This window comes from Marinibaculum pumilum (assembly GCF_042646425.1).
Lineage (GTDB): Bacteria > Pseudomonadota > Alphaproteobacteria > Ferrovibrionales > Ferrovibrionaceae > Marinibaculum > Marinibaculum pumilum.
This window is the reverse complement of sequence record NZ_JBHRTR010000044.1, coordinates 1-24,652: the sequence shown is the minus strand read 5'-3', so window position 1 is coordinate 24,652 and position 24,652 is coordinate 1. Positions and strand designations below refer to the sequence as shown.

At 63.9% G+C, this 24,652-nt stretch carries 22 protein-coding genes; 8 read left to right on the top strand and 14 right to left on the bottom strand.

The window, feature by feature from the left end:
- Positions 1 to 105 precede the first annotated feature (105 nt).
- The 4 genes from ACFOGJ_RS24140 to ACFOGJ_RS24125 all read left to right on the top strand — a co-directional run bounded on the left by ACFOGJ_RS24140 (position 106) and on the right by ACFOGJ_RS24125 (position 4,174).
- A complete protein-coding gene (locus ACFOGJ_RS24140) occupies positions 106 to 1,173 on the top strand; it encodes a helix-turn-helix domain-containing protein (protein ID WP_379905466.1) in 1,068 nt (355 codons plus the stop codon).
- A 3-nt stretch (positions 1,174 to 1,176) separates the two neighbouring features.
- Entirely contained in the window at positions 1,177 to 1,665 is a 489-nt protein-coding gene (locus tag ACFOGJ_RS24135; RefSeq protein WP_379905464.1) for a hypothetical protein, read from the top strand.
- Between the two features lie 347 nt (positions 1,666 to 2,012).
- Positions 2,013 to 3,215, top strand: a complete 1,203-nt coding sequence (locus tag ACFOGJ_RS24130; RefSeq protein WP_379905462.1) for a hypothetical protein — start codon at positions 2,013 to 2,015, stop codon at positions 3,213 to 3,215.
- A gap of 32 nt (positions 3,216 to 3,247) precedes the next feature.
- Positions 3,248 to 4,174, top strand: coding sequence for an AbiTii domain-containing protein (locus ACFOGJ_RS24125; RefSeq protein WP_379905460.1), 927 nt, complete (start codon positions 3,248 to 3,250; stop codon positions 4,172 to 4,174).
- A gap of 14 nt (positions 4,175 to 4,188) precedes the next feature.
- Here ACFOGJ_RS24125 and ACFOGJ_RS24120 read toward each other — a convergent pair whose 3' ends face one another.
- The 7 genes from ACFOGJ_RS24120 to ACFOGJ_RS24090 all read right to left on the bottom strand — a co-directional run bounded on the left by ACFOGJ_RS24120 (position 4,189) and on the right by ACFOGJ_RS24090 (position 11,609).
- Positions 4,189 to 4,854, bottom strand: coding sequence for an SOS response-associated peptidase (locus ACFOGJ_RS24120; protein ID WP_379905458.1), 666 nt, complete (start codon positions 4,852 to 4,854; stop codon positions 4,189 to 4,191).
- Positions 4,855 to 4,987: 133 nt separating this feature from the next.
- Entirely contained in the window at positions 4,988 to 5,656 is a 669-nt protein-coding gene (locus ACFOGJ_RS24115; RefSeq protein ID WP_379905456.1) for a DNA-binding protein, read from the bottom strand.
- 82 nt (positions 5,657 to 5,738) lie between these two features.
- On the bottom strand, positions 5,739 to 6,329 hold the full coding sequence (locus ACFOGJ_RS24110) for a recombinase family protein (RefSeq protein WP_379905454.1): 591 nt from the start codon (positions 6,327 to 6,329) through the stop codon (positions 5,739 to 5,741).
- A 17-nt stretch (positions 6,330 to 6,346) separates the two neighbouring features.
- Positions 6,347 to 6,634, bottom strand: a complete 288-nt coding sequence (locus tag ACFOGJ_RS24105; RefSeq protein WP_379905453.1) for a hypothetical protein — start codon at positions 6,632 to 6,634, stop codon at positions 6,347 to 6,349.
- A 222-nt stretch (positions 6,635 to 6,856) separates the two neighbouring features.
- Positions 6,857 to 7,213 carry a hypothetical protein gene (locus tag ACFOGJ_RS24100; RefSeq protein ID WP_379905451.1) on the bottom strand — a complete coding sequence of 119 codons (357 nt, stop codon included), beginning with the start codon at positions 7,211 to 7,213 and terminating at the stop codon, positions 6,857 to 6,859.
- A 10-nt stretch (positions 7,214 to 7,223) separates the two neighbouring features.
- On the bottom strand, positions 7,224 to 8,711 hold the full coding sequence (locus tag ACFOGJ_RS24095) for a CPCC family cysteine-rich protein (protein ID WP_379905449.1): 1,488 nt from the start codon (positions 8,709 to 8,711) through the stop codon (positions 7,224 to 7,226).
- Positions 8,712 to 8,720: 9 nt separating this feature from the next.
- Positions 8,721 to 11,609 carry a class I SAM-dependent DNA methyltransferase gene (locus ACFOGJ_RS24090; protein ID WP_379905447.1) on the bottom strand — a complete coding sequence of 963 codons (2,889 nt, stop codon included), beginning with the start codon at positions 11,607 to 11,609 and terminating at the stop codon, positions 8,721 to 8,723.
- Between the two features lie 289 nt (positions 11,610 to 11,898).
- Between ACFOGJ_RS24090 and ACFOGJ_RS24085 the strand changes: the two genes are divergently transcribed.
- From ACFOGJ_RS24085 to ACFOGJ_RS24075, 3 genes are all read left to right on the top strand, one after another.
- The gene (locus ACFOGJ_RS24085; RefSeq protein WP_379905445.1) at positions 11,899 to 12,363 is read left to right on the top strand and encodes an excisionase family DNA-binding protein; all 465 of its coding nucleotides are present in this window, start codon (positions 11,899 to 11,901) and stop codon (positions 12,361 to 12,363) included.
- A complete protein-coding gene (locus tag ACFOGJ_RS24080) occupies positions 12,360 to 12,929 on the top strand; it encodes a PIN domain-containing protein (RefSeq protein ID WP_379905443.1) in 570 nt (189 codons plus the stop codon). Before ACFOGJ_RS24085 ends, ACFOGJ_RS24080 begins: the two co-directional genes overlap by 4 nt.
- Before the next feature lie 515 nt (positions 12,930 to 13,444).
- The gene (locus ACFOGJ_RS24075) at positions 13,445 to 13,744 is read left to right on the top strand and encodes a hypothetical protein (RefSeq protein WP_379905441.1); all 300 of its coding nucleotides are present in this window, start codon (positions 13,445 to 13,447) and stop codon (positions 13,742 to 13,744) included.
- A gap of 29 nt (positions 13,745 to 13,773) precedes the next feature.
- Here the strand turns inward: ACFOGJ_RS24075 and ACFOGJ_RS24070 are convergent, their stop codons facing one another.
- Both ACFOGJ_RS24070 and ACFOGJ_RS24065 read right to left on the bottom strand, forming a co-directional pair.
- The gene (locus tag ACFOGJ_RS24070; RefSeq protein ID WP_379905439.1) at positions 13,774 to 18,381 is read right to left on the bottom strand and encodes an AAA family ATPase; all 4,608 of its coding nucleotides are present in this window, start codon (positions 18,379 to 18,381) and stop codon (positions 13,774 to 13,776) included.
- Positions 18,378 to 18,713 carry a hypothetical protein gene (locus tag ACFOGJ_RS24065; RefSeq protein ID WP_379905437.1) on the bottom strand — a complete coding sequence of 112 codons (336 nt, stop codon included), beginning with the start codon at positions 18,711 to 18,713 and terminating at the stop codon, positions 18,378 to 18,380. The genes ACFOGJ_RS24070 and ACFOGJ_RS24065 overlap by 4 nt, the downstream gene beginning before the upstream one ends.
- A gap of 826 nt (positions 18,714 to 19,539) precedes the next feature.
- Between ACFOGJ_RS24065 and ACFOGJ_RS24060 the strand changes: the two genes are divergently transcribed.
- A complete protein-coding gene (locus tag ACFOGJ_RS24060) occupies positions 19,540 to 20,034 on the top strand; it encodes a thermonuclease family protein (protein WP_379905435.1) in 495 nt (164 codons plus the stop codon).
- Positions 20,035 to 20,061: 27 nt separating this feature from the next.
- On the opposite strand, the gene ACFOGJ_RS24055 is transcribed toward ACFOGJ_RS24060, so the two are convergent.
- The 5 genes from ACFOGJ_RS24055 to ACFOGJ_RS24035 all read right to left on the bottom strand — a co-directional run bounded on the left by ACFOGJ_RS24055 (position 20,062) and on the right by ACFOGJ_RS24035 (position 24,559).
- The gene (locus ACFOGJ_RS24055) at positions 20,062 to 20,547 is read right to left on the bottom strand and encodes a helix-turn-helix domain-containing protein (protein WP_379905433.1); all 486 of its coding nucleotides are present in this window, start codon (positions 20,545 to 20,547) and stop codon (positions 20,062 to 20,064) included.
- Positions 20,548 to 20,613: 66 nt separating this feature from the next.
- Positions 20,614 to 21,942, bottom strand: a complete 1,329-nt coding sequence (gene repC, locus ACFOGJ_RS24050) for a plasmid replication protein RepC (protein WP_379905431.1) — start codon at positions 21,940 to 21,942, stop codon at positions 20,614 to 20,616.
- Between the two features lie 1,029 nt (positions 21,943 to 22,971).
- On the bottom strand, positions 22,972 to 23,343 hold the full coding sequence (locus tag ACFOGJ_RS24045; RefSeq protein ID WP_379905429.1) for a hypothetical protein: 372 nt from the start codon (positions 23,341 to 23,343) through the stop codon (positions 22,972 to 22,974).
- Positions 23,340 to 23,561 carry a hypothetical protein gene (locus tag ACFOGJ_RS24040; RefSeq protein ID WP_379905428.1) on the bottom strand — a complete coding sequence of 74 codons (222 nt, stop codon included), beginning with the start codon at positions 23,559 to 23,561 and terminating at the stop codon, positions 23,340 to 23,342. The genes ACFOGJ_RS24045 and ACFOGJ_RS24040 overlap by 4 nt, the downstream gene beginning before the upstream one ends.
- A gap of 26 nt (positions 23,562 to 23,587) precedes the next feature.
- Complete coding sequence (locus ACFOGJ_RS24035) at positions 23,588 to 24,559, bottom strand: ArdC family protein (protein WP_379905426.1); 972 nt, start codon at positions 24,557 to 24,559, stop codon at positions 23,588 to 23,590.
- Positions 24,560 to 24,652: the final 93 nt, after the last annotated feature.

Here is a 24,652-nt window from a genome sequence, read left to right as displayed (position 1 = left end):
GGCAAATTCCGACGCCCCGAACGGAACGTATGACGCCTCCGAGGAGTTTACAAGGTGTCTATAATTAGGATATTTTGTAAACCGTCATGGCATTGGGAGAAAAATATGATAGGTCAACGACTTAAGGTTGCACGCTCAGCCGTTGGTTTATCGCTCCGTGACCTGGAGAAAAAGATCAACAGCCGGGTGACGGCTCAAGCCATCGGCAAATACGAGCGCAATGAGTCGATGCCGAGTTCCGGAGTGCTCATCGCACTCGCTGACGCGCTTGGCGTGACGGAGGACTATCTCCTTGGCGAACAAACAATGGCACTTGATGGGGTGGAATTCCGGAAGAAGTCGCTCGCCAGCAAGAAGGAGGAAGCTCAGCTCGAGGCGAGGGCATTGCACCTTCTGGAGCGTTACCTCCTCATCGAGGAGATGCTGAACATCTCCCCTGAATGGGATCGCCCGCGCGGCGCCCCCTTCCCGATCGTCAATGATACTGGGGAGGCCGAGCGCGCGGCGCGCAGCGTTCGGGATGCGTGGGATCTCGGAATGGATCCAATCCCTAATCTGGTCGAGTTGTTTGAGGAGCGCGGACTCAAGGTGTTGTCCGTCGAGCTAACGAACATCGACGGATTGACGGCAACGGTCAGGCGACCCGGCAAAGCTCCATTGCCTGTCATCGCAGTCAATAAGACGGCCTGGAGCGAGCGGAAGAGGTTCACCCTCGCACACGAGCTTGGGCACATGGTGCTCGCAGTCGCACATGGACTCGACGAGGAAAGAGCATGCAATCGCTTCGCAGGCGCACTTCTCATGCCCGCCGAGGCGCTTTGGGCCGAAGTCGGCAAACATCGAACGTCAATCAGCCTGGGAGAGCTAGCCAGGCTAAAGGAGTTGTTCGGTGTGAGCCTCCAAGCAATCGCCTACCGCTGTAAGGATCTCGGGATTTTCGATCAGGCTACCCTGACGAGGCTGTTCAAGATTTTCACTCAGCGAGGCTGGCGTCGTCCACCTTTTGAGGAGATTGGAGCCCTTGATCCGAAGCTCGAAGAGCCGCGCCGCCTTGAGCGGCTGTGTTTTCGGGCCCTCGCCGAGGGGGCGATCTCGGAATCCAAGACGGCAGAGATCCTCGGGATCTCCGTACGGCAACTCAATCGCCTCATGGACACCCCTGAGGCTGCCTGAGTCATGAGAGTGCTCGTCTCCGACACCTCCATATTGATAGACTTAGAGCGTGGGGAATTACTGGAGACCGCTTTCAGACTTTCTTTCGAACTTGCCGTCCCGGACGTTCTGTTCCGTCGAGAGCTTGAGCCGTTCGGCGGCTCGAAGTTTCCGAGCCTTGGCCTGCGCGTCGAAGAGCTCGACGCCGTTGGGGTCCAGCATGCGCAGGCCTATCGGCAGCGGGTTCCACGCCTATCAATTCCGGACACCTTCGCGATCACCCTTGCCCAGCGCAACAGTTGGCTGCTCCTCACTGGCGATCAGGCGCTCCGGAAACTTGCGGAATCTGAACAGATCGATTGCCACGGGCTCCTTTGGTTTCTCGACCTGATGTTTGAAGAAGGCGTCAACGGGCAACGCCTATTCAACGGCCTCAGGGCCATTTCCAGCCACCCCAGGTGTCGGCTACCGATACGGGAAGTGAAAGCGCGACTTCAGCGATATCGCCGTTGAGTTGCGCGGCAGTTCATGCCACCGGGTCATCGTCGGTTTCCTTTTCCCTCGCCGCCCCGCATACTATGTCGGCTCTCCTAAAACATCCGCTCGCATCCCGCGGCAAGGCGATCGCCAGGCATTCGGATGAGGCATTGCCAATCGGGCAAATTCACATCAGTCGGATAAATGTCTCTTCTAGCAACATTGCATAACGGCGTTCGATTTCTACGAACATAGCTCCTAGGACAATTTGTTGCGATGATTCCTAGAAATGCGAGCATTCTCTGACAATCCTTGTCGCCCACCTTCTAGGAGGATTACCTTGAGTTTACCGCCCACATAGCTCCAGAACGAGACTGCAAGCAATGGCACACATTTCTCTGTTCTCCTCAAATGACTGGGCCTCATTGAGCCAGGCACGTGAAGAGGGTTTGAAGAATGCGATAAATGAATTTGATCCAGATCGCCTACTCGGCATGAGTGATGAAACCGTCATGGCACATATTTCTGATTTACTGGCCACTGACGTTCCTATTCTTCACAGAGACAAAATCCAAATATCCCACCGTGACGGTACGCGTCAGGTCGACGACTATGGGAGAACCGTTACAATACCAACCACCGAAGTAGATGTCACAGTTCCTCACTCCGGGCCGTCCGATGCCTTCAAAATCCGCCCCTCTACTTACCGTTCCTCTACCCCACGTGCCTTTGTCGCATCTACAGAGCTATTATTCACTGTCGATGCAACCCAGCGCGACCCGAAGCAGGTTCGGCACGACATTGATGCTCAACTCGATGAGATAGAATTTCACCTAGATAAGCTGCGCGCAGATGTTGAAAGACACCGTCCCGAGATGGAAAACCTCGCTCGCCAGTACGTTGCCAAACGGCGCGCCAAGCTCCTCTCTGACCGCAACCTTATCTCCAATATCGGCTATGAGATCAAAGTGCGTCCGGACACACCACGGACCTATGCGCCGCCCGACATCCGCCGAAAACTGGCGCCTACCGTGGCGCGGCAAGGCACAGGTACATTCAAGCCTGAGCCTGCCCTAGATGTTGAGAACTATAAGCACATTCTAAAGGTAATAGCCGATATGGCCATCGTGATAGAACGAAGCCCTTCAGCTTTTAAGGATCTAGATGAGGAAGCATTACGCTTTCTTTTTCTCGTGCCTCTCAACGGACATTATGAAGGCAGTGCATCTGGCGAAGTGTTCAACTATCAAGGAAAAACAGATATTTTAATTCGCGTTGACGGCAAGAACATATTTATTGCGGAGTGTAAATTTTGGGCTGGACCAAAAAATTTTTCCGATACAATTGATCAAATACTAAGATATACTAGCTGGCGCGACACAAAAACAGCCATTATTTTATTTAACAAAAACAAAAATTTCACTAAAGTAATTGATGCTATTCCGAACGCAGTGACCTCTCATCCGAATTTCAGGCGCGAAGGACCGAAAGACGAAACAATTTTCCAATACACGCTCCATCACCCAGATGATCCGGATCGGGAGCTATCACTTGCTATATTGGCATTTGATGTTCCACATCGGTAAGGTTTCTGACGCAACCTGCCGAGAGTTCCCGTATGGGCCTGCTGCACGAGATACAAGCTTCGGTACTGGATGCTGATACCGCAGTCAGCGGCATACTCCTAAAGCTGCGATTCCTGGCTGCCCGCCTCGGCAGTCATCCACTAGAGGACTGGGTCAAGTACGAGACCGATGGATATCCCAAAGATGTCCCCGTCCCGAATTACCGCGCACTCCGGGTCAGCTACACAAGCACTTGGTCGGGACCTTTTGGATCCGGTATCAAAAACGCCCCTATCCCCTCGTATTTGATCGATAAGCACTGTGGTTCACGTTGGATCCACTGGGAGATGCGGCAGAGCATCGCCGCAATTGACGCGCTCATGGCAAGCACCAAGGAGGATAACGTACATCTCCGAATCGACGCGTCCGATCTCATATTGCTTCTCCAAGGAAAAATGTACGAAGGGTATGCATGTAACGCAGTAGAGGGGCGCATTTCGCCCGCAGCAGTAGAAGCAATTAGAGCAACAGTGCGCAGCCGAATACTCGAGTTAACAATCGAACTGGAAAAGTCTGTACCTGATTCTATATCGGTTGCGCTTGGGGCCCCAGTGCCCGAGATGCCGAAGGATTCTGAGGCAGTGACGCACATTGTTAACCAAACCATTTACGGTAACTACAGTGGGGTCACGAACACCGGCAGTGTCAACAACATGCACGTCAGCATCGCACGAGGTGACGGTGATGCAGTTGTTCACGAACTTGCCCGCATGGGGATCGCCGAGGAGGATGCACGAGATTTCTTGAGAGCCTTAGCAGACGATGGCCCACAAGAAATTGAACGTCCCTTCGGCACGCGAGCGACAGAATGGCTCGGCAGAAACATCAGTAAGGCTGCCAATGGTACGTGGAAGATCGGCGTGGCAGTTGCTACGGCTGTTTTACAGGAGGCTGCTCTGCGTTACTACGGTCTCAAGTAAGAGGATCTCGTAGCCTATTCAGAATTCAATAAATCGGCCCGCTGGTTGCGCACATTGTTCACCTTCCGAGAAACCCGCCGGAACTCGATCATCTGCGGATCGCAGGGCACCAGCAGCTCCTGATCGCCGTCGACCAGCCAGCCGTCGACCTGGTCGGCCTTCAGGATCACCGGCATGCGGTGATGCAGCTCCTGCATCGTGGCATTGGCCGCCGTCGTCAGGATGGTCGCCGACACCAGCCGCTCCTCTGTCTCTGGATCCTTCCAGGTTTCCCACAGGCCGGCAAAGCTCAGGATCTCGCCGCCGGCGGCCGTGATGTAATACGGCTGCTTCTGGCCGTCCTCGGTCCGCCACTCGTAGAAGCCGCTCGCCGGCACGATGCAGCGCCGCGCCTTCATGGCCGCCCTGAAAAACGGCTTAGCGGCGGCCTCCTCGGACTTGGCGTTGAAGGTCGAGAGCCTGGCCGCCTCCTTCAGGCTCTTCTTCCAGAAGAACGGCACCAGGCCCCAACGGGCGCGCGCCAGGGCGCGGCCGCCCTCCTCCTGGACGACGATGTCAATCCGCTGAGTCGGCGCGACATTGTAGCGAGGTTCCAGATTCGGGATCGGGTCCGGAAGGATGAGGTTGTACTGCTCATGCACTTCCGCCCAGCTGTAGATCTGGGTGAAGCGGCCGCACATGGTTTGAGCCTCGCGGAAGCCAGGGGCTTCCCTTATCGCTGCGGCACCCGGGCCTGTCCAGGTGCAGCCGACGCCGGCGCCAGCCTGGAGGTCGCCGGATAGCCGCAGCGCGCGAAGCGCGCCGCCCCGACGGTCATTTCTTCAGCTGCGCGAACTTCGAATCCAGGTACTTGCGCAGCTCCTTGCGATCGGCCTCGCTCTGTTGGGCCTTCGCCTCGGCCGCCACCGCGCGCTCCTTGTAGCTCTCCACGTCCTTCGTGACCTGCTCCAGCTTGCGGGTCTGCTCATCCCGCTCCCGCTCCGCAGACTCTGCCCGCTCGGTCATCGCCGCCAGCCGGGATTTCGCTTCGGTTAATTGGTCCTGGACCTTGGCCAACTCGGTTTGCAGCCCTTCGACCTGGCTGTCGCTCTCGGCCAGGACCGCGCGGGCGTCGGCGAGCTCGGCTTCGGCCTTGGTGGCAGCCGACCGGGCGGCCTTCACCGCTTCTGTGACGCGGCTCTCGGCGATCTCGGTAGCTCTACGATGGATGCGGGCGATCGTACTGGACAGCCCGGTCGACAGCTCGGCCATGCGGGTATCGACCTCGGCCTGCAGCTCGGCCGGCAGCTCGATGGGTTCCGCTTCAGCCACCGCCGGGGTCGTGTTCGCTTCCCAGTCCGCGAGGACACCGGCAATCCGGCTCATATTGCCGCCGCCTAGTGCGCGGCGGATGGCGAACGCGGTGAGTGGTGTCCCGGCCGCGGCCATCTCATCGATCTTGGCGCGGATCCGATCCTCGGTGAACTCAACGGGGCGTGCCATGGGGTTTGTCCATTAGTTTGTGGGGGATGTATGATCATAAATAACAAACTAACTAACAAATTAATACCATAAACGCCGCCAGTCAACTACCGGATGTGGCCGGTTCCGCAAGCACGCCGCTGCGCCCGCCTCGAAGATGACGATACAGCGTGGAGGGCGCCACGCCGAAGCGCTCCGCCACCTTCTCGACCGGGATATTCTCGTCGCGCAGCAACGCCCTGGCCTGCACCAGGTCCTCGGCCGACAGCGCAGGAGGTCGTCCGCCGCGCCGACCACGCGACCGCGCTGCGGCCAGGCCCGCACTGGTCCGATCGCGAATGATGGCCCGCTCGAACTCGGCCAAGGCCGCAAAGATGTGGAAGACCAGGCGGCCACCGGAGGTGGTGGTGTCGATCGCTTCGGTGATGGACCGGAATCCGATCCCCCTGCCCTCCAGGTCCTCCACCGTCTCAATCAGCTGCTTGATGGAGCGCGCGAGACGATCAAGGCGCCAGACGACGAGGGTGTCGCCGCCGCGCATGTAGCCCAGAGCCGCCTGGAGTTGCGGGCGCTCCCGCTGAGCCCCGGACGCCTTCTCGACATAGACCTGCTCACAACCGGCGAGGTTGAGCGCATCGAGTTGCAGGGCAGGATCCTGATCCTGGGTCGAGACGCGGGCATAGCCTACAAGCATGTCACCTCCTCCGACGTCTATCTGATCGCCCGCCAGGCCTCGGCCTCAGCCAGAACCCGCCGAAGGTCGGCGATGACGTCCGTGGCGCCGTCGGTAGGATCCGATGCGCTCTCAATGCGCGCCAAGGCCTCCATGAGCTGGCGCTGCACGATTGATAGCCGGCTGTGCATTGAGAGGATAAGACCCCGAGCGCGGCTGTGGTCGCTGGTGTACTCGCCGCGCGGCGATGATCTAACAGCCGTGGCGGCGCGCGCCTTCAGACGCTGCCGGTAGCGCCTTTGCCGCTCTGCGTTCGACAGTGCCATTTGCATACCCCCTCGGACTGAGCTTCCGGCCGAGATGCCGTTGTTACGTAACGTAACGTAACGCACCTCTCAAAACCCATCAAGGGAGAATGTTTTCGGAGATCTAGTTTCAGGAGACAGTTTTGAGATACCGAACGGGGCCCGAACGACCTCCATCGGACCTCCGCGGATCGTCTCCGAAAAACCCTCGTTTCTGAGAGCCCGTGCCGCTGGGATATCTTGTCAGTAGAGGATTTGAAGACCCGGCGGGAAGCTCCGCTCGCGCCGCGGCCGCCTCCGTCTGCCGAACGGCACCAGGTGGGCGGGGACCTTCCAATGCTCACCGATACAATCCACGAGCCCACTGAGATCGGAATAGGGATCGCGAACCTTGATCGGCCCCGCCGGTGTGTCGAGACAGCCATGCTCGGCAGCTTTGGCCATTGTCCGACGCAGCATCTCTGCACCGACACCCGCTCCTCGCAACTGCCGCTGCTGAGGATCCCAGGTAACCAGGCCGTCGTCCCGATCAGTCCAGGAAATGAGCCGGAATTGCACCGGCCCATGCGGCTTCGGCACTTTGACCTTCTTCCGCGCCATCGTCGTTGCCCTAGCCTCCGATCCCGCGGAGGGTCACCGAAACCCTTCGAGCCATACGCCAGATCTCATTCCAGGTTGCCATGACGTCCTCCTCTGCGTCTCGATGCTTGAGGCTGTCCAGTGCCTCGCGAAGCGCCAGACGCTCTGTCGCCGGATCCGCCATCCGTTCAGCCGATGGCGTATCAAGGGGAAAGACGTGGCCGTGGTCGAGGAAGCTCGCCCGTGCTTCCGTCAGTGAATATCCGGCGTTCGGAATCCACTCGAACTTGTCGCCTTCCCTCACCCGAGAGGCCTCCGCTTCGTCCATGCCATCGTCGAACCAACCGCAAATCAGACAGAGCAACGGCTCCAGGCCCTCGTCGAAGTCCGTTCCCAGCACTGGATAGCCGCAGCAGCGACAGACCGGCCGTCCATGTCGGGCCCCGTCCTGCAGCCAGAACCATAGAGCGCGCGCATTCCAAGGCGCTGCCATGTCGAGCGCCGGGCGGTTCACCGACCAGACGAGAGGTTTCAGAGGCCCGATCGCCAGGCTCTCGACCTGGTCGCCCACAAGAATTGCCAGGCAGTCTCTCTCTTCGCGATCCACCTCCGTGCGGTAGCAGGCGAGAACGACGCCCTCCCCCCAGGGATCGACCCGCACCCAATCGCCGATCCGGATCCATTCGGAGACCGGCCTGGTATCGACCGGATCGGGCCCCGCCACGCGGACGATCCCCTCAAGGTATGGAGAGGGTACCAGCCGGCGGCGCCTGTCGTGGAAGGCGACCTCCAAGCTCGTGTGCCGCAGGATCGCGATGCGCCCGAAGCCATGTTCCGCGTGCCGGATCCAGCCGCCTTCCTCGAACACATCCTTCAGGCTCGGTAGCTTCCTGGGCGGCTTCACCTTGGCCCACCGCCTTGCATGCGGCGGAAACCCGGTCTCCTCTTCATCACCATAGGAGAGGTGCATCAGATGCGGCTGCCGGTCCTCGATGGAAACGACCTGGCCAGGTCGGAATCTGCCGGCCGCGACCCAATCGCCGGACCTCAGGCGGGGCTTTGGAAGTACCGCCTTGCGTAGCCAGCGTGCGGGGAAGCGCCTCTTGTTCCGCGGCGGATGTTGCGCTCCATGCAGCAGCATGCGGACCGCCTGCTCCGCCAGCTCCACGACTGGTGGGAATGCCTCGATCCGGCAGACGAACTGCTCATAGTGGGTCAGGTCGTAGAACGCCCGCCTGACCAGCGATGCCAGCTCCTCCGGCGCCTTTTCCAGGACGGCGGCCCGGTGCATGTCATGAGCAGCCTTCCCGCGCCGCAGGTTGGTCCGGCACCAGGCGCGTTCCGCATGGCCCAGCGCCGACCGGAACTCGTCGACTGCGGTGCCATCCCAGCCATCTCTGGCCGCCGTCCTCGCCCGCCGCAGATGCTCCTCGGCCCCGCTGATTTCCCACTGGGTCCGTTCCCGCTCCCGCTGCCGCCGGGTGCTCCTTCTGTGATTGCGGGCCAGCCGGTCAGCCATCGCCAGCGTTCAGGCTCTTTCCTGGTTCAGCCGGAAAAGCCGGGCCAGGATCTCGTCGTCGCTGAGTGCGCCGTCGCGCCAGTCACCACCCCAGCCATAGGCCTCCGCAACGGCCTCATCCAATGCCTGGTGCGCATGGTCGAGCCATGTCGGGCGATCGTTGTACAGATTAGTAAGTGTCCGCTTTTTGAGCAGAGCCTCAGCATTCGCATTCTTCGGCAGGACCCGATCAGGATAACCCGGCACCACTTCGGGCACCCGGTCGACCAAGTCAGGTGGATTCAGCCAGTTCTGGCGCAAATCGTTCAGCTGCGCAGCGGCAGTGGCAATGTCCTTCGCACGCTGGTCAGAAGCATAGTCAGCAGCGGCAATGTTCGGCGTTAGACCCTCCGGGAACGGGAAAGTCTCGAAGGTGGTGGAAGGGGTGTAGCGCGGGCGATCTTCCAACGACGACCCCAACCGCAATGCCCAGATCTCATGAAAGCGCGAATGCAGTATACCGAACGTAGTGTCATCGTCTCTCGCAATTACTACGAGCTGACAATCCGGCAAGACAGCTCGATCAAGCCAGGTAAACAGTCGATACTTCGCCACCCGCGGCGTCGCAATATAACGCTCGTAAGAGCCCAATGCATGCCGAAGCCGTGGCATCGCTTCGCCAAGTCGCCACCAAAACTTGCGTCGCGCTTCTCGCCGTACCTTATCGCGCATAGGCTTCACGTTAGATTCTATATGGGCGAAAGGTGCTTCGAAGACGGACGCCTCCCGGAGAGGCAAGTCGACACCAAAGTCGACAATCCAACGGTCGGACGGCCTGCGGGTCAAATCAAGTCCGTTCGACCATGGGCGAACGACTTCGCTATTCTTGCTTCCATTCGGATTCATCGGCAATTGCAGCCATTCTCGGGCAATATCTCCCGCTATCGTGAAGGGTCCATTCTGCTGTGTCCCAATAAAAGAAACGCCGATGTTCTGGGAAAGACGTAAGGCAGAAGTTAAGTCCACTCCACCCGTCAGGTCCGAATATATTCGCCCTACATTTTCTCCATTGATGGTGGGTATTGCGGAACATTGCCCGCCCGCGTCGAAGCAGACGATGGAAACACGAACGGCTGCGCCTTCTACCGTCCACTCTTCATCGGCCCAAGCACAAAATATCTTCCCTGCTTCGACTATCGGTTTCAGCACTTCTCGGTTGGCGCCACCTCGGATGGAGTTCGTGGCGACGAGACCTGCTTTCAATAGTGATTTAGCCTGAATTGCGTGCCATGCCGCCGCGAACCAATATGCGACCAAGTCAGCCCCTTGCGGGACTGCTGGCCAAGCCCCACGGAGGGAAAGGGTGTAGTCCTCGCCTAGCTCTCCAAGCATCTTCTTGTTGCCGAGGAATGGCGGGTTTCCGACAGCGACATCCGCCGCCGGCCAGTCGGCCGGAGTCCCGTCGTCATTCAACACCGCATCGCGGCATTCGATCGTGTTCAGCGGACGAAGGATCGGATTGCGCGCGGCATCGAAGCCGTTTCGCCGCATCCACTGGATCTCGCCGATCCAGACCGAAACCCTGGCTAGCTCCGCTGCGTAGGGATTGAGCTCGATCCCCTTCACCGCCTCCGGCCCCACTGTCGGGAACGATACCGGCTCCTCGAAAAGATCCGCAGCCTCCAGATTGGCCCGATGCTCCAGGTCCTTTAGCGCCAGCAGGGCCACATAGAGAAAGTTACCGGAGCCGCAGGCCGGGTCCAGGACCCGGAAGTTCCGCAGCCTCTCGATGTATTCGGCCTTTCGCCGGCGCGCGCGCTCCAGCGCCGTGTTCGCCCGGCGCGTCATGGCGCCGGCCTTGGCCGCAGCGCGCGTCCGGGACGCCTCCTTGCGGGCTTCGGCCGCGGCGGCGACATCCTTCTCGATCTCTGCCTTGGCGCTGTCCCATTCCCGGGCCAGCGGCTCCACGATGACCGGCTCGACGATCATCATGATCTTCTCCCGGTCGGTATAGTGGGCGCCCAGCTGCGACCGCTTGTCCGGGTCCAGGCCGCGCTCGAAAAGCGTGCCGAAGATGGACGGGTCGACATCCGCCCAGTCGAGCCGCGCCGCGGCAAGCACCTCGGACAGGTCCTGCTTCTCCAGGGGCAAGGTCCGGTCATCGTCGAAGAGGCCGCCGTTGAACCAGGGCACGTCCTCCAGCCCGAACTCGCCGCCATCCTTCATGGCCGCGAAGAGCTGCGCCAGGTAGCGATCCGCGCGCTCGGGCTCCTTGGCGGACCGCTCCAGGGCCTTCTGAAACAGCTTGCCCGGCAGCAGCTGGACATCCTCGGCGAACATGCAGAAGACGAGCCGGTTGACGAAGTGGGCGACCTGGTCGGGCGGATGGCCGCGCTGCCGCAGGCGAAGCGCGATGCCGGCGAACAGCCTGGCGGCTTCCTCGGTCAGTTTCTGGCGTGTCTTCGCCGGCTTCAGCCGCTCCGGATCCGCAAAGGCGGATTTGAGGAGGTCTCGGACGCGCGCGTCCAGCAGCTCTTCATGGTGGAACTCATGGACCTGCTGGACGGTGTTGGTCCAATTGGTGTGAACCCGATATCGCTGGAAATCGCAGACGATCAGCAGCGGCGGGTTCTCCAGTGCCCCGGAGTACCGCAGCAGCTGCATATAGGCATCGTCGAGGTCGCGGCCGCGGCTCTTATATTCCCAGCCGAAGGCGCCACGCCGCCAGACATCGGCCCATCCCTGGCCGCCGCCAGCCTTGCCTGCCCCCTTCTCGAAGCAGAACCAGCTGCGCTGGGGGTCGGCCGTCTGCGGATCGGCCTCGTCGATCAGCCGGCACAGGTCCACGAAATGCGGCTGCGAGGCCGCGCGCTCGTCCTTGGCGTCCCGCCACTTCTCGACGAACTCCGAGGGCGTCATCGGGTCAGTCCTAACAGCGGCTCATCGGTTGTTCGAGCCCACCTCCACCAATCCGAGCCATTTCCCGGCATACTCTCCCCCCCCTCCCAGTCGCTCCGGCCCTTTGTCCTCTGCCAGATGTGCCGTCGCCCCTCTGCAACCTGGCATTCCCGGCCGTCATGCACCTTGCGGCCCGGCCTCTGCTTCCATCGCACAAGACTGGCAGGCGAGAACAAAGCGGTGGTTGCACTTATTGCATATATTGCATTTGAAGCCTATATAGGCTCCATCCGTAGATGAGGCTCTGAACATGAACATGCTGGCGCATCGCGAGCTTGCCCCTTCTGCCCAGGATGCTGCAATCGCCCGGGCCTCAGGGCAGGTTCTGTCCCGCTATGTGCGGCGGAAGGATCCCTTGCGGCTGCGCGTGACCGATACCGATCAGGCAGAGCCCATAGAGCTCCCTGCAGGCGCGGTGCAGCTGCTCATGGATATCCTGGAAGCGATGGCGGCCGGTCGAGGCGTTACGCTGATTCCGGAGAATGCCGAGCTGACCACCGTCCAGGCGGCCGAAGTGCTCAACGTCTCGCGGCCCTTCCTGATCAAGCTCCTCGAGGAGCAGAAGATCCCCTGCCGCAAGGTCGGAAAGCACCGCCGGATCCGCATGGAAGACGTCATGGCCTACAAGGCGGCGATCGATGCCGATCGCGAGGCCGTGCTGGACCAGCTCGCTGCAGAGGCCCAGGCGAACGATATGGGCTACGACAAGCGGTGAGCCGCTACACGGTCCTGCTCGATGCCAATGTGCTCTACCCGGCCCCGATGCGCGACCTGCTTCTGCAGCTCGCCGTCTCCGATCTGTTCAAGGCGAAATGGAGCGATGACATCCACCGGGAGTGGATGAATGCCCTGCTCCGTGAGGAGCCGCATAGGGACTGGGCCCTGCTGGAGCGCACAAGGTCGCTGATGGACCGAAACGTGCGGGACTGCCTGGTCACCGGATACCAAACTCTGGTGCCTTCCCTTGCCCTGCCCGACCCCGACGACCGCCACGTGCTGGCAGCCGCGATCACGGGCCGGTGCGACGCCATCGTCACGCAGAACCTCAGGGATTTTCCGTCGGAGACCGTTGCACCGTTCGGCATTGAGGCCGTTCACCCGGACGAATTCCTGGCCAATCAGCTGAGCCTGGCACCTGGTTTGTTCTGTTCGGCCATCCGAAAGGTCCGGGCGCGGCTGAAGAACCCTCCCTATAGCGCTGAGGAATACCTGGACATCCTCACCCGGCAGGGCCTGGTCGCCACGGCCGCCGAGTTGGGCAGCTTCTCCCTCCTGATCTGACAACCCCGAACTTGCCCAACCGACGAGCTCTGTCGCTGGGGTCCGGTATGTCTCGAAACGAGCTTTTGCGAGTATCCAGCATCCCGTCGGAGAAGGAGTTTCGGGACATCGCGCAACCCCTTCCTGAAACAGCGGGTGCTATTTTACCGTACAGAAAACGTATGAGTTTCGGCCGAGAACGGATGCCGAACTCGGTCCCGGTGTTCGATCTCTCCCACAAACCGACGTTTGTAGGAGACCGGTCCGCCCCTGGCGTTCGATCACTTCCTCATCATCCGGCCGGTCATCGAACTCCCTGCTAAGGGCTCCGCCCTCGCGCGCTTCGGAAGGATTCGACGGTCTCCCGAGGCTCAGTCGCTCCGCTCCCTGCGCCCGCCGTCGAATCCTCCCTCCGCTTGCTACCCTCCGCTCCGCGCGCACTCGCGGGTTCAGGACGGGGCCTGAACCCCGCCGACAACCAGAGGGCAGACGGACAAGGTCGGTCACAGCCCGTTGCGGAAGCGAGGTGCCGTGGGATGGCGAGAATCAAAGGCAGTGAAGCAGTGCGTGGCGCACTGGCGTTGGCGGTATGCGAGAGCGGGAAGCCGCTGTCAGACATCAGCGATGCCGACCTCCGGAAGGCCGGCTGGACTGAAACCCGGGACCTGGCCCTAGAGCTGGCGGTCAGAGGGATATGGCTCCCCTGCGACCTGGTCGACAGTGTCGATCATTTTCACCCGGAGGACCTGGTCGAGAGCTGGGCGGAGCTCGATGCGGAAACCCGGGCCTTCACGAAATCCCTGGCCGATATCCCGGGGCGGTCGATCCACGAGTAGCGAGGCGCCAAGGACGGGGCGAGCGGGGATTACCGCCCGCGGCCGCCTCGTCCTCGGCCTTGCCGGATGGCTGTCGGCTGGGCGGCGGCCCGTTGGCGCCGGAGTTCATCGGCAAGCACCTGTCGGTCCTCGGCCGACAAGGCTCTCCGATCGGTGGACCTGGTGGCCCTGATCGCGCGACGTATCTCGGCCTGGGTGGGGCCGTCCGGGGAGCGCAGGCCTGCGAGGCGGGCCTGCAGATCCGTGACCGTCTTCTGGTGGGTCGCATGTTCCGGCGCCTGGGCGTCTACAGTCCGACGAGCCTCGGTCGCCGCTATCAGACGGGCGGCGGCCTTGCCGGCTGCCTGCTGGGCGCTCCGCCTGGCCTGGCTGCGCAGGGGACCGACGCCCGTGCCATGCAGCCGCCCAAATTCCTCCGGCCGGGTTTCAAGGTCACGGATAGCTGCTGTCAGACCCCGCCCTTCGACCGCTTTGCGGATCCGGGCTGCGGCCTCCTGCGGGTCCCGATAGACCTGCTCCAGGCTCCGCTGCAGGTCCCGCTCGTCATGGCGTGCGGTCTGAAGCGCGGCTTCTGTCGTGGCGAGTGCCTCCCGCGCCTGTCGGAGGCTTTCCTGGATCGTCTTCTTCTGGTCGGCAGCTGCTTTGCTGGCCTGGAGCCGCCGCGCCACCTCGGCGAGCGGTGAGAGCTGAGCATCCGGATCTGCAGGCTTTTGACCTTGCGGTGCAGCCGGTTGTTGATCCTTGTGGGTGTCCTGACGGCGCAGCTCTGGGCTGCGCGCTGCTGAGGCCTCGGCCTGGGGGACTGGTCCATCCATGGCCTGTTCCAGCAATGAAGGGAACAGACGGTCTTGAACCTGCGCGGTATCCAGGACAGCGGCACGTTGAGCCGGATCGGCCTGACGGCCAAGGACGGTGGCGGGCGGCGCATGATCGGCCACCGTTGTCTTGCTTCTTGCCTCGCTCCAGCGGAGGGCGAGGCCGTCCGGTGTCGCCGCATAGGCCGCGGCGGCATAGACGTGGGCACCGTCTCGGTGGCGGGTCAGTGCGACGGTTGCAAGATGCCGGTCGAAACGGCTGTGATCGAGAATGAACGTCCGGTCGACCGTCGCACCCTGACTCTTGTGGACGGTCGCCGCATAGCCGTGCTGCCAGCCCTGGAATGAGGGGCTGAGTGTGACATTGGCCCCGTTGTCGAGCCGCAGCTCGATCGGGCTGCCGGACTTGGCGGGGCCGATGGCCGTGACGGTTCCGATCGCACCATTGGCGGCGAGCAGCTGCCGCGGTTCACCGCCATAGAGGTTGGAGGTGATGAGGATCCTGTCGCCGGTGGCAACACGAACCTCGCCGTCCTCGCGGCGTATGACCCGGTCGGCACTGGTCAGAAGCCCGAGCTCTCGCATGGACTCACGCGCGTCGGCATTGAGGCGGCCCACATCCTTGTTGGTATAGGCGAGGATCAGAAGGCGCTGATCCGGATCTTCCGCAAGGATGGTCTTGTGATCGTCGATAAGCTGGGCCCGGGCACCGGCAGTGGGATCGAGCCTGAGCCGCACGTCCCGCTCCTGTCGGTCGAGCTCGAAGCGCTGGACGAGTTCGCCGACCGCATGATCGACGCTGCGCCGTGGCTCTTCTCTGGCTTCGACCACATGCAGCGCCAGTTCAACACCATCGACGCCGAGGCGGTCGATCCAGGGCTTGTGTGCTGCGAGATCCGCACCGATGCGCAATGCGGCCTCGGCGCGCTGGTGAAGCGCTTCAACACCCTTCTCCCTGTCGCCTTCGGCAAACGCTCGGCCGGCAACCTGGCGGTCGGAGACATAGTCCAGGACATTTCGAAGAAGGGTCTGTTCGTGAATCGAGAGCTTCCGGCCGAGCGACTGTTCCGCCTCCTTGATCTGCGCATCGCGGTCATAGCCCTCGATGCCGGTCCGGAAGTACCCGCGACTGCCATAGGCTTTGAACGCTTCCCGGGCAGCGTCGGCGGAGCCGGACGCCAGGCGGGCACTTGCCTCCTGCTGCCATGCCTCGCGCTGGCGACGCACCTGGGTCAGCCGGCTCGGTGGCGCTTCCTTTTGAACCGCCCGCAGGGCGCCGCCGGCGGCGATCGGCTGAAGCTGCTCTGGGTCGCCGGCCAGGACGACCTTGGCGCCAACCGCGTCCAGCCGGTGCAGGACACGATCGAGCTGTTCATGCCCGACCATCCCGGCCTCGTCGATCACCACGACGGAGCGGGCACCGACGGCGTCTTTCGTCCGGCGCTCGGTCTGTTTGGCAATCCAGTCGCGTGTCCGGCGATCGAGGACCCGGACCTTCTCGGCGTTCTCGATGGCGGAAGCGCGCGCCATCCAGACCGCCCGCTTGCCCGGCTCACTCTGCTTTTCGGCCGCGAAGCGGGCGCCATGGGCTAGGCTTTCGCGGGTGGTCGCGTCCAGCCGGCCGGTTCGCCTGAGCTCTGCAAAGGCAGATTCTGCTGTGAGCCGCTGTTCCAGGCGATGCAGGGTCGTCGCCTGGATGCCTGTCTCGGCAAGCGCCTGGGCGGCAATCCCCGAGGGCGCCGCACCGAGCACCTGGCGGCCATCGCGCTGCCAGACGTGGCGCGCCGCTTCGAACGCAGTCGACTTGCCGGCGCCGGCGGCGCCGGTCACGACAGCGAGCCGGGTGCCGGTCGTGGCGTGCAGCACTGCGGCCGTCTGCTGATCGGTGAGATCGGCGCCTGTGCGCTTCTTGAACTCGCGTTTGTACCGCCGAAGGACGGCGCCGGCGCGCAGTCGGCCGACCGCTCCGTGCCGGTCGGCTGCCATGCGCGCCGCCGTCTCCAAGAGACGGGCTTCGGCCTGGACCACCGCCCGGGTGCTCAACTGGCGCTCGCCACTCTCCGGATCCTCGGCCACGGTGACGGTATCCGGGTCGAAGAGGATCGCGCGCATGGCGTCGACAGCCGCATCCCGGGACCCTGATCGCTCCACCAGCTCCGCGGCCAGCAGGGTGTCGCTGACCACGGTGCGCTCGCGCACAAGATCGTCCAGGAGCTCCAGGGCCTGCCGGCGTTCGGTAAGGGGCGCCTGGGCCTGGCTTTCAGCGACAGCGGCGCGGATCGCCGCCCTCCCCGCATCGTCGAGATCCAGCTTTTCGAGACGCTGCGCCGCCGACCCCGGCTTGCTGTCGGGGCGCAGGGCGCCGAAGAGCTCGGGATATTGCGCGGCGACGTCGAGGGCCGTTTCCGGTCGCTCGGCATACATGGCGAGCCATCGCTCGCGGGCAAGCGGGCGATGCGCCTTTGCAAAAGTCGCGCGCATCCAGGCCTCCAGGCTCTGATCGGCCTTCTTCGGCAGGGCCGGCAGAGCCGGAAGGAGCGGCGTCTCGCCGGTAGGCGGCAGGCCGAAGCGCTCCACCCACGCCGGGACCTGTTGGAGGGCCAAGGCGAGATCGGCCGGGACGCGCTTGTCGTGTGCCGTGGTGCGATCGCGGATCCAGGCCTTGGCCGCCGCCGCCGACCTGGCTCGCACGGTCCTGTCCCCGACGGCCTTGAGCTCGCGCGCCCGGCTGAGCCGGCGGCCGCGATGCTGGGGACTCTCCGCGGACTGCAGGACCGCGGCGGCCTTCCCGCGCCAGGTCTTCGACAAGGGCACGTCGCCGCCAGTGAGTTTCAGTGCGGCGGCGCCCTCGATCGGTGTGCCGAAGACTTCGGGCCGGTTGTTGGCGTACCAGAATGCGGTGCGATGCGCCTCGGCCGCCATTTCAAGGAACCGGCGGGCGGCCAGCTCTCGGCTGTCGGCGGAAAACCGGGCTGCCGCCCATGAGTCCAGACCCTGGAGGGCGCGCTTGGACGGGGCCGGCAGTGACACCGTCGCCGGCGGTGCGATCGCCGTTGGATCGTCCCCTGCCCGCATGGCCTCCCAGCCCGGCCCGTGCCGGGCGTACCAAACCGGGGCCTGGCGCTCCAGAAGCTGGGGCTTGGGCAATCGGCCGCGGCGTTTCGGCTCGAAGCGGTTGGGCGCGCGCACCGGCTCCGCGCCGGCGACGATCTCGGCCTGCAATTCCGGCCGGTCGATCCGCCGTGTGGCGGTCATTTCGATGCCGTGGCGGGCCGCGACGCGGGCGAAGCGGCGACGCATCTCCAGGATATCCCGCGTCTGGATCTGCAGCCGGCCTTTGCCGGGATCCGACGATTTCATGCCGAGCACGATGTGGATGTGGTCCGGGCCGGAGACCTTCCCCCTCCCCTGACGCAGGTGCGGGACGTAGAAGGCCGGATAGCTGTCATCGGCCCACGGCGCGATGAAGTCCTGCGCGATCAGCTCGGCGACGAGCGGATCGACCCGAACGTCTTTCGGAAAGCTGAGCACGAAATGACCGGTCTGCCGGTTTCGGAGCCGCTCCTGCTCCGGCAGGCCGCGCCGGAGATGCTCGGGCAGCGCCCGGGCTGCCGGCGACAGGTTCTCCTCGTCCGGCATCAGGTTGAGCCGTTCGGCGGCCGCTTCCGGAGTGTGGTGACGGCCTTCGGAATCCCGGAGCAATGTCCCCGGCGGGACATGCTCCGAACCGTCAGCGACATAGCGGGCGGTGGCGATCGCCGCCCGGGCCGATTTCCCGAAGCCGACAACCTTCACTACCGCCTCGCGGCTGGGCGCGGTCATGACCCGCGGCCTTCCCAGAAGCCGACGACACGCCGGGCGGCCGCGACCTGGTCCAGGGCCTCGTCCACCAGCTTTTGCAGCTGCGGCGACACCTCGACGTCGCGGCCTTCCTGGCGGGCGAAATGCAGGGAATGCACGACCTGGTTGATGTTCTGGCCGATCGGCCGGAGCTCGCGAACCAGACGCCGGAGCTGCTCGATCTCTTCAGGGGCTGGGACACGACGCTCGGTGACGGCTGCGCTGATCGCGTTCCGAAGGAATGCGGCACGGCCCTTCTTGTCGCGCGGCAGCTCGTCGGCAATCGCCGGATCGAGCCGGACGCTGACCGTCACCTTCGGTAGACCGGACGCCATTGCCCCTCGCCGCCTCTCCGTTCTCGGCCGCCGTTCGGCCGCCTTGGATCCTGGGGCCATAGCCCCTGCCCGGCCGCAGGCCGGTCCCGCGGAGCGCAGGGACGAAGGCGCGGAAACCGGAGGTTTTGGCGCCTTCGTCGGGGATTTCGTATACGAAATCCCGTACCTGCCTCACTTAGGTCCCTCGGAGGATACCTCACGTCGAATCACAGACCCAAGGATTTCTGCGACTTTCGCGGTGATCAGGCACAGTGCCCCTTCACCGCCCGGGCACGGGCCGCCAGGCGATGCGCCTGGACAGCCCGCTTTGAAGGATGGACAGCAGGAAACGAGGCTTGGCCAGCCACCACCGGCATTGGGACAGGGTCGGAAATCGGCCGGCCAGCGCCTATACGCAGGTGCCGCAGTGCCGGCGTGACGCCGATGCCCGCGGCCACCAGTCGACGCCCGATCGGTCAGCCGCCCGACGCTATTCAGGCGGGTCCGGCTGTGGCATCGAGGGTGCGGGGAAGGTCGAAGCGAGCGGCGAACACTCTCGCCTGACCGGGCTCCAGGAAGAAGAACCGGAGATGGTCCTGGGGAGCGGTTCCCGGTTCTTGGGTGCTATGGTTGAAGGCGGCCCAGCTGCCCGGCGGCAAGTGCGCATCGCACCAGCTGTAGTAGGCGTCGATCGCGTGCCCGAAGCCATCGCGCGGCACGGGGACGTCGATCGTGTGGAGATGGGTCCGGGCGACCAAGGTCCGGCGTGAGACGGACCGGCGGCTTGCTCGACGAGCTCGGTACATAGCGGGAACATGGGGGCACAGTGCGAGCGGCGCCAACCTGTGGAATCTGGATCCTGATCCTGGCCCTGTGGAGCCCGGCGGCGATCACCGGCACCGATCTCCCTGTCCTCGCCGGCCGCGCCAGCGTGATCGACGGCGACACCTTGGAAATCCATGGCGAACGCATCCGACTGAGCGGGATCGACGCGCCGGAATCCTCCCAGCATTGCGAAACCATGGCCGGCGAAGCCTGGCCATGTGGCCGCCGTGCCGCGCAGGCCCTCGATCGCGAGATTGGGACAAGCTTGGTGCGGTGCGAGCCTCAGTCGCGGGACCGATATGGTCGGTTCATCGCGACCTGTTCCGCCGGCGCCGGGGATCTCGGGGCCTGGCTGGTCCGGAGCGGGTGGGCCCTCGCCTATCGGCGATACTCCCTGGCCTACGTGGACGACGAGCGCGCCGCTCAGGTCGATCGAGCTGGAATCTGGAGCGGCCTCTTCACGGCGCCTTGGGACTATCGGGCTGCGCGCCGCTAGGCACGACGGCCAACCTGGCCCGCCAGCTCAGCTCGTTCCCGCCTCCGCCTCTTCCTTATGAACCGGCTCTGCCGGACCGGAACCTTTCGGCGCAGGCGGCGGGAGGTCGTCCGATAGGGTCTTTGCCAGCGAGATGATCTGCTGGCGCACTTCCGGCACCGGGATCCGGCTGAAGGCGCGGCAAAGATCCTGCATTTCCTGATAGAGCAGGGTCGTCTCGACTGCGCTTGTGTCCTCCGGGACCATGGTTTCCAGTTCGGAGAAAGCCGCTCTGGCCGCGCCGTCGGCGTCGTGCAATCCCTCGAAGAAGAAGCCAATCGGCACGCCGAGAGCATCGGAGAGAGCATGAAGCCTCTCGATGGTGATGCGGCTCAGGCCGGACTCGTACTTGTGGATCTGCTGCGGCAGGACACCGACCCGCTCGGCGAGGTCGGATTGTCTCAGGTCTCGCAGGATTCGACCCAATCTCAACCGTGCCGCGACATGGCGGGCGACTCGTGCGTCTTCGGACACATCCCCTCCGGGAATATTTTGCGCCCATGATGATAGGTCCAGTCCGTCAGGAAACGAAACCCGGCGTCACGACATCGGCGGAACCTGTGGCTTCCGACCCTGCCAGCGGGGCGGCGGATCCGACCGTTCGGTCGGTTCCGCCTGCCGGCGATCGCGCGCCTGGTAGATGCTGGCAGCAAGATCGAGTTCGCCGCGCTCGGCCTTTGCCACCATGCCACGGAGATAGCCGCCTGGTGATCGAATGTCCGACCGCTTGGACACGATCACGGCGACCGCGGCGGCCGCCCGTTCCCGGCCCATGACGAGGCATGCCCTGCCCCAGGCGTCCTGGCTGATCCCGAGACCGTGTCTCAACCGGTCCGCCGCTCCGACGATCTCGCGCCAGTCGGCTTTGCTGGCGCTGACGCCTTCGGCGATCAGTTCCGGTACCGCGAAAGCGAGCAGCTGCGGGCTGACGGGTCGCCGCTCGTCCCGGTCGGTGCCGCCGCTCTGCCGCTCCCGGCTTGGGTGCCTGCCGGAGCCGGAACCGCTACGGCCGCCCTGCCGGTCCTGTGCCTTTGGGCTACTGGTATCGCTATGCGATGGGTGGTGGGGTTGTAGTTGTATGTGGCGGAAATTGATTTCCTCCGCGCCGGTAATATCACCGGGAAAAGCATCCGCCTCGCGCTGGCGCTCAGCCACCGCACATGCAGCTTCGAAGGCGGCGGCCGCCTCGACCTGCAACGCCTCCAGGGCCGCGACAGCGCATTGCAGCTCGGCATCGGATTCCGGAACGCCGACCGCACCGGCGCGACGCTCGATGTCGGACCAGGTGGCCGCTTCCGGCAGTTCCGCTTCCATGGCCGCATCCAGGATCTGCGCGACCGCCTTCCGGGCGATGGTCAGTCGCCGCCGGAAGGCGGCGCGGGCCTCGCGCTGGGCCGTCGCGGCCTCCGCCACAGCCTCGAACTCAGCGCGCCTGGCGGCGAGCGGGGACAGGTCGAAGCCGTAGGCAAAGAGGATCTGTCCGTCAGCGCCCCGGCGCCCATAGCGCCGGCCGGTCGGGCTCTCCACCGCTGCGATGAGACCGAGGCGCTCCAGTGCCCGAAGCCGGTTCCGGACCTGTCTGTCCGTGATGCCGAGCTCGTGGCACAGGCAGGCATTGGATGGCCAGACGATAGGCCGGGCGCCATCCCGCCAGTCCTGCGGTTGGGTCCAGCTCCACAAGAGGTCGATTGTTTCCCGCAGATGGGCAGAGATGCCGATATGCGGTGCAGCCCTCTTGAAGGCAGCCAGGATGCGGGCGAGCCGCTGTTCCGTGGTGCCGGCGAAGCGCTCGGCCGCCGCCTCGGTGGCGATCGACATGCGCGAAACCGTTCGGAATCCCGACGATTGTCGGGCCGTGTCGTGCGTCATCAGATTCCCTCGTGTCGGCGGGAACCGCGCACAGCCCGACCCGTTGCGAAAAATGTCCTTTTCCGCTTGCGTCACCGGATGATGCTGTGGGATAGTCAGGACATCAGATCTGGGTCCTGACTTTCCTAGGGTTCCCGAAAAGCCCCGCGGTTGCCGCCGCGGGGCTTTTCCGTTTCTACCTACCCGCTATTTCTGCTCCCCTATTTGGCGCCGCACGATCGGTCTGGATCGTATGGCGAACGCCGTATAGTGTGGCCTGCACCCTATTTACCGCAACATTTCGCGTGCGAACCGCATGTAACCGCGGATTCGACACGCAAGGGCGCGGTCCAGCCGTGCAACGAATCTCCGCCTATCGGCTCCGACTCGCCGCGAAGTTAAGTTTGTAGGTGTTTGCGGTTGCGCGCAATACACGCGATAAACCGCCTGATAGGCGAATTACGTGATCGCCTAGTCCTGGAAGTTAGTCAGTCTGCTGGATCTGCCGTCTGGCCGACGAAGTCCCTTCCGACCGGCCGCAGCCTCTGACGCTAGCCCTTAGAGCGATCAAGCCGTTGAGGGTCGGCCAAAGGCCGCCGATCAGCTCTTTCCCCCGAGGGCTCCGCCCTCTCGGCCCCCGCACCGCTTCGCGGACGCTCAGCTGGGGGCCGTTCACCCGGGCGCTCACCAGGGTTCACCACCAGAGCCGTGCGTGTCGGGGTCTAGGTCCGTCCTGCTCGCCGTCCAGGGTGCGCGCGCAAGCGCGCCGGCCGCGAAGCGGCCGCCCTGGACCGCTCCGCGGGCCGTCCCTGGACGACCCCTGCGTGGCTCCGGGGTTCACCGGAAGAGCGCTCTTAAAGGGGGCGAAGCCCGGATCGGAAGGGAGATCCCGGAGCGTTAAGGTTTCGCGCTGTGGTGGCATAGGGAGAGGCTGGCCGGGGCGTCGGGCCCGGCCAGCGAGGCGCGCGCACAGGCCAGCGGTCGAGCAGGCCGCAGGGTCTGTGAGACGAGCGAAGCGATAGCTCCGGCGGCCGGCGGGACCGGCGGAAGCTAGACCGCCTCGCCGCGATAGTAGTCCGGCCGCTCGGCGATCGCGGCCTCGTAGAGCTGGTCGACCAACAGGGGGAACCGTCGCTCCAGGCGCCGGCGGAGGTTCTGCCGGCGCACCCTTCCTTTCGCTTCGGCCGACCATCGCACCGGCGGCGCCGTCGGCTGGAAGGTGATGCAATGGCTCCAGCCGTCGCCCGGGACGTTGTCCGGCATCTGGCTGCGGATCTCCGCCTCGGCGGACCGCTCCAGAAGGGTCACGCTCCACCTGGTGCGGTGCCGGTCGCCAAAGGTCGCGATGCCCGGCGGCGGGTCGGTATAGGGATTGCCCCAGGCAAGCGACAGAATCATCCGGTCGGGCGGCCGCCGGCTCATGGCCTCGGCCCCCCGCGGACCGTTTCGATGACGGTCACCTCATACCCCGGCGAGAACGCGGCCGGGTCGCAACCCAATAGCTGGTGCTCGCCAAGGTCGCGGGCGGTCGCCGCGTCGGCGGCCTCTATGACGGTCTCGGTCATGGTTCCGGTGTCGCTGCGCCACACCACGACCGCGAAGATCCGCCGGCGGCGGAAGGGATTGAGAAGTCTCGGCATGTCTGGGCCTCCGGGGATGGGGCCGCCTATGCGGCGGCCCGCTCCCCCTCCCCTTCGGCCTCGGCCGGCTGGTTCCTGGCGGCTGCCTCGATGAGGTAGTCGGCCGCCTTCTGGGCCGCGGCCGCGGCCTTGAAGATCAGCCGCTTGTCGTTCTTCAGGGCCTGCAGCCAGTTCGCGATATAGGCGGCATGATCCTCGCGCGGTTCGATGGCAAGCCCGAGCTCGGCTGCGAGGAAGGCGGCGCCGATCTCGGCAACAAGCTCCTCGTTGGCATACCGCTCCTCCCGGGTCTCGCCGGGCATCTCCCGATCAAGCCGGCTGTTATGGCCAGTCCAGTGAACGGCCTCATGGGCGACGGTCTCGTAGTAGGAGGCTGCGCCGTCGAATGCCTCGAACGGTGGCATCTGGATATGATCCAGACCGGGCGAGAAAAACGCCCTCAACCCGCCATGCCGGATGTTGGCACCGATGGCGGCAAAGAACGCCTCCGCTTCGGCAATCGGCGCGTCGGGGTTCGGCGCGCTGTCATGGGTGGCGTAGTAGTGCGGCGGCAAGCCGTCGATCTGCTCGACGTTGAAGACGGAATATCCCTTGCGGAACCGGATCGTCTGGCCTTCGTCCCCGCCGGCCTCGTCGCCTTCGCCTTCCTTCTCGATGGTGCTGGAAAAGGTCACAAGGGCCGACTTCTCGCCCTTCCGGACCTGTCCGCCCAGGGCCTGGGCCTGCTTGTAGGTCATCCAGATCGGCGCGGTGTATCCCTGCACTTCGGCCATAACCCAAAGCATCAGCACGTTGATGCCGCGATAGGGGGTACCGCAAGAACGCAACGGGCGATGGATCGGCCCCGCGACGTGGCCGCCCGACCAAGGCTTGCACCAGGGCCGGACACCCTTTTCCAACTGCGCCACGATTGTTGCCGTCACGCGCTCGTAAACGTCCTGACGGTCGCCATTGTCCCGCTTCCGCGAATACCGCTTGCCCATCGTCTGCCCCTCCATTGGCTCTCAGATCCAAGGCCGGAGGCCTTCCCCCGCCTGTGTCAGGCGGGTTCAGGCCCCGTCCTGAACCCCGAGTTCGCGCGGAGCAGGGGG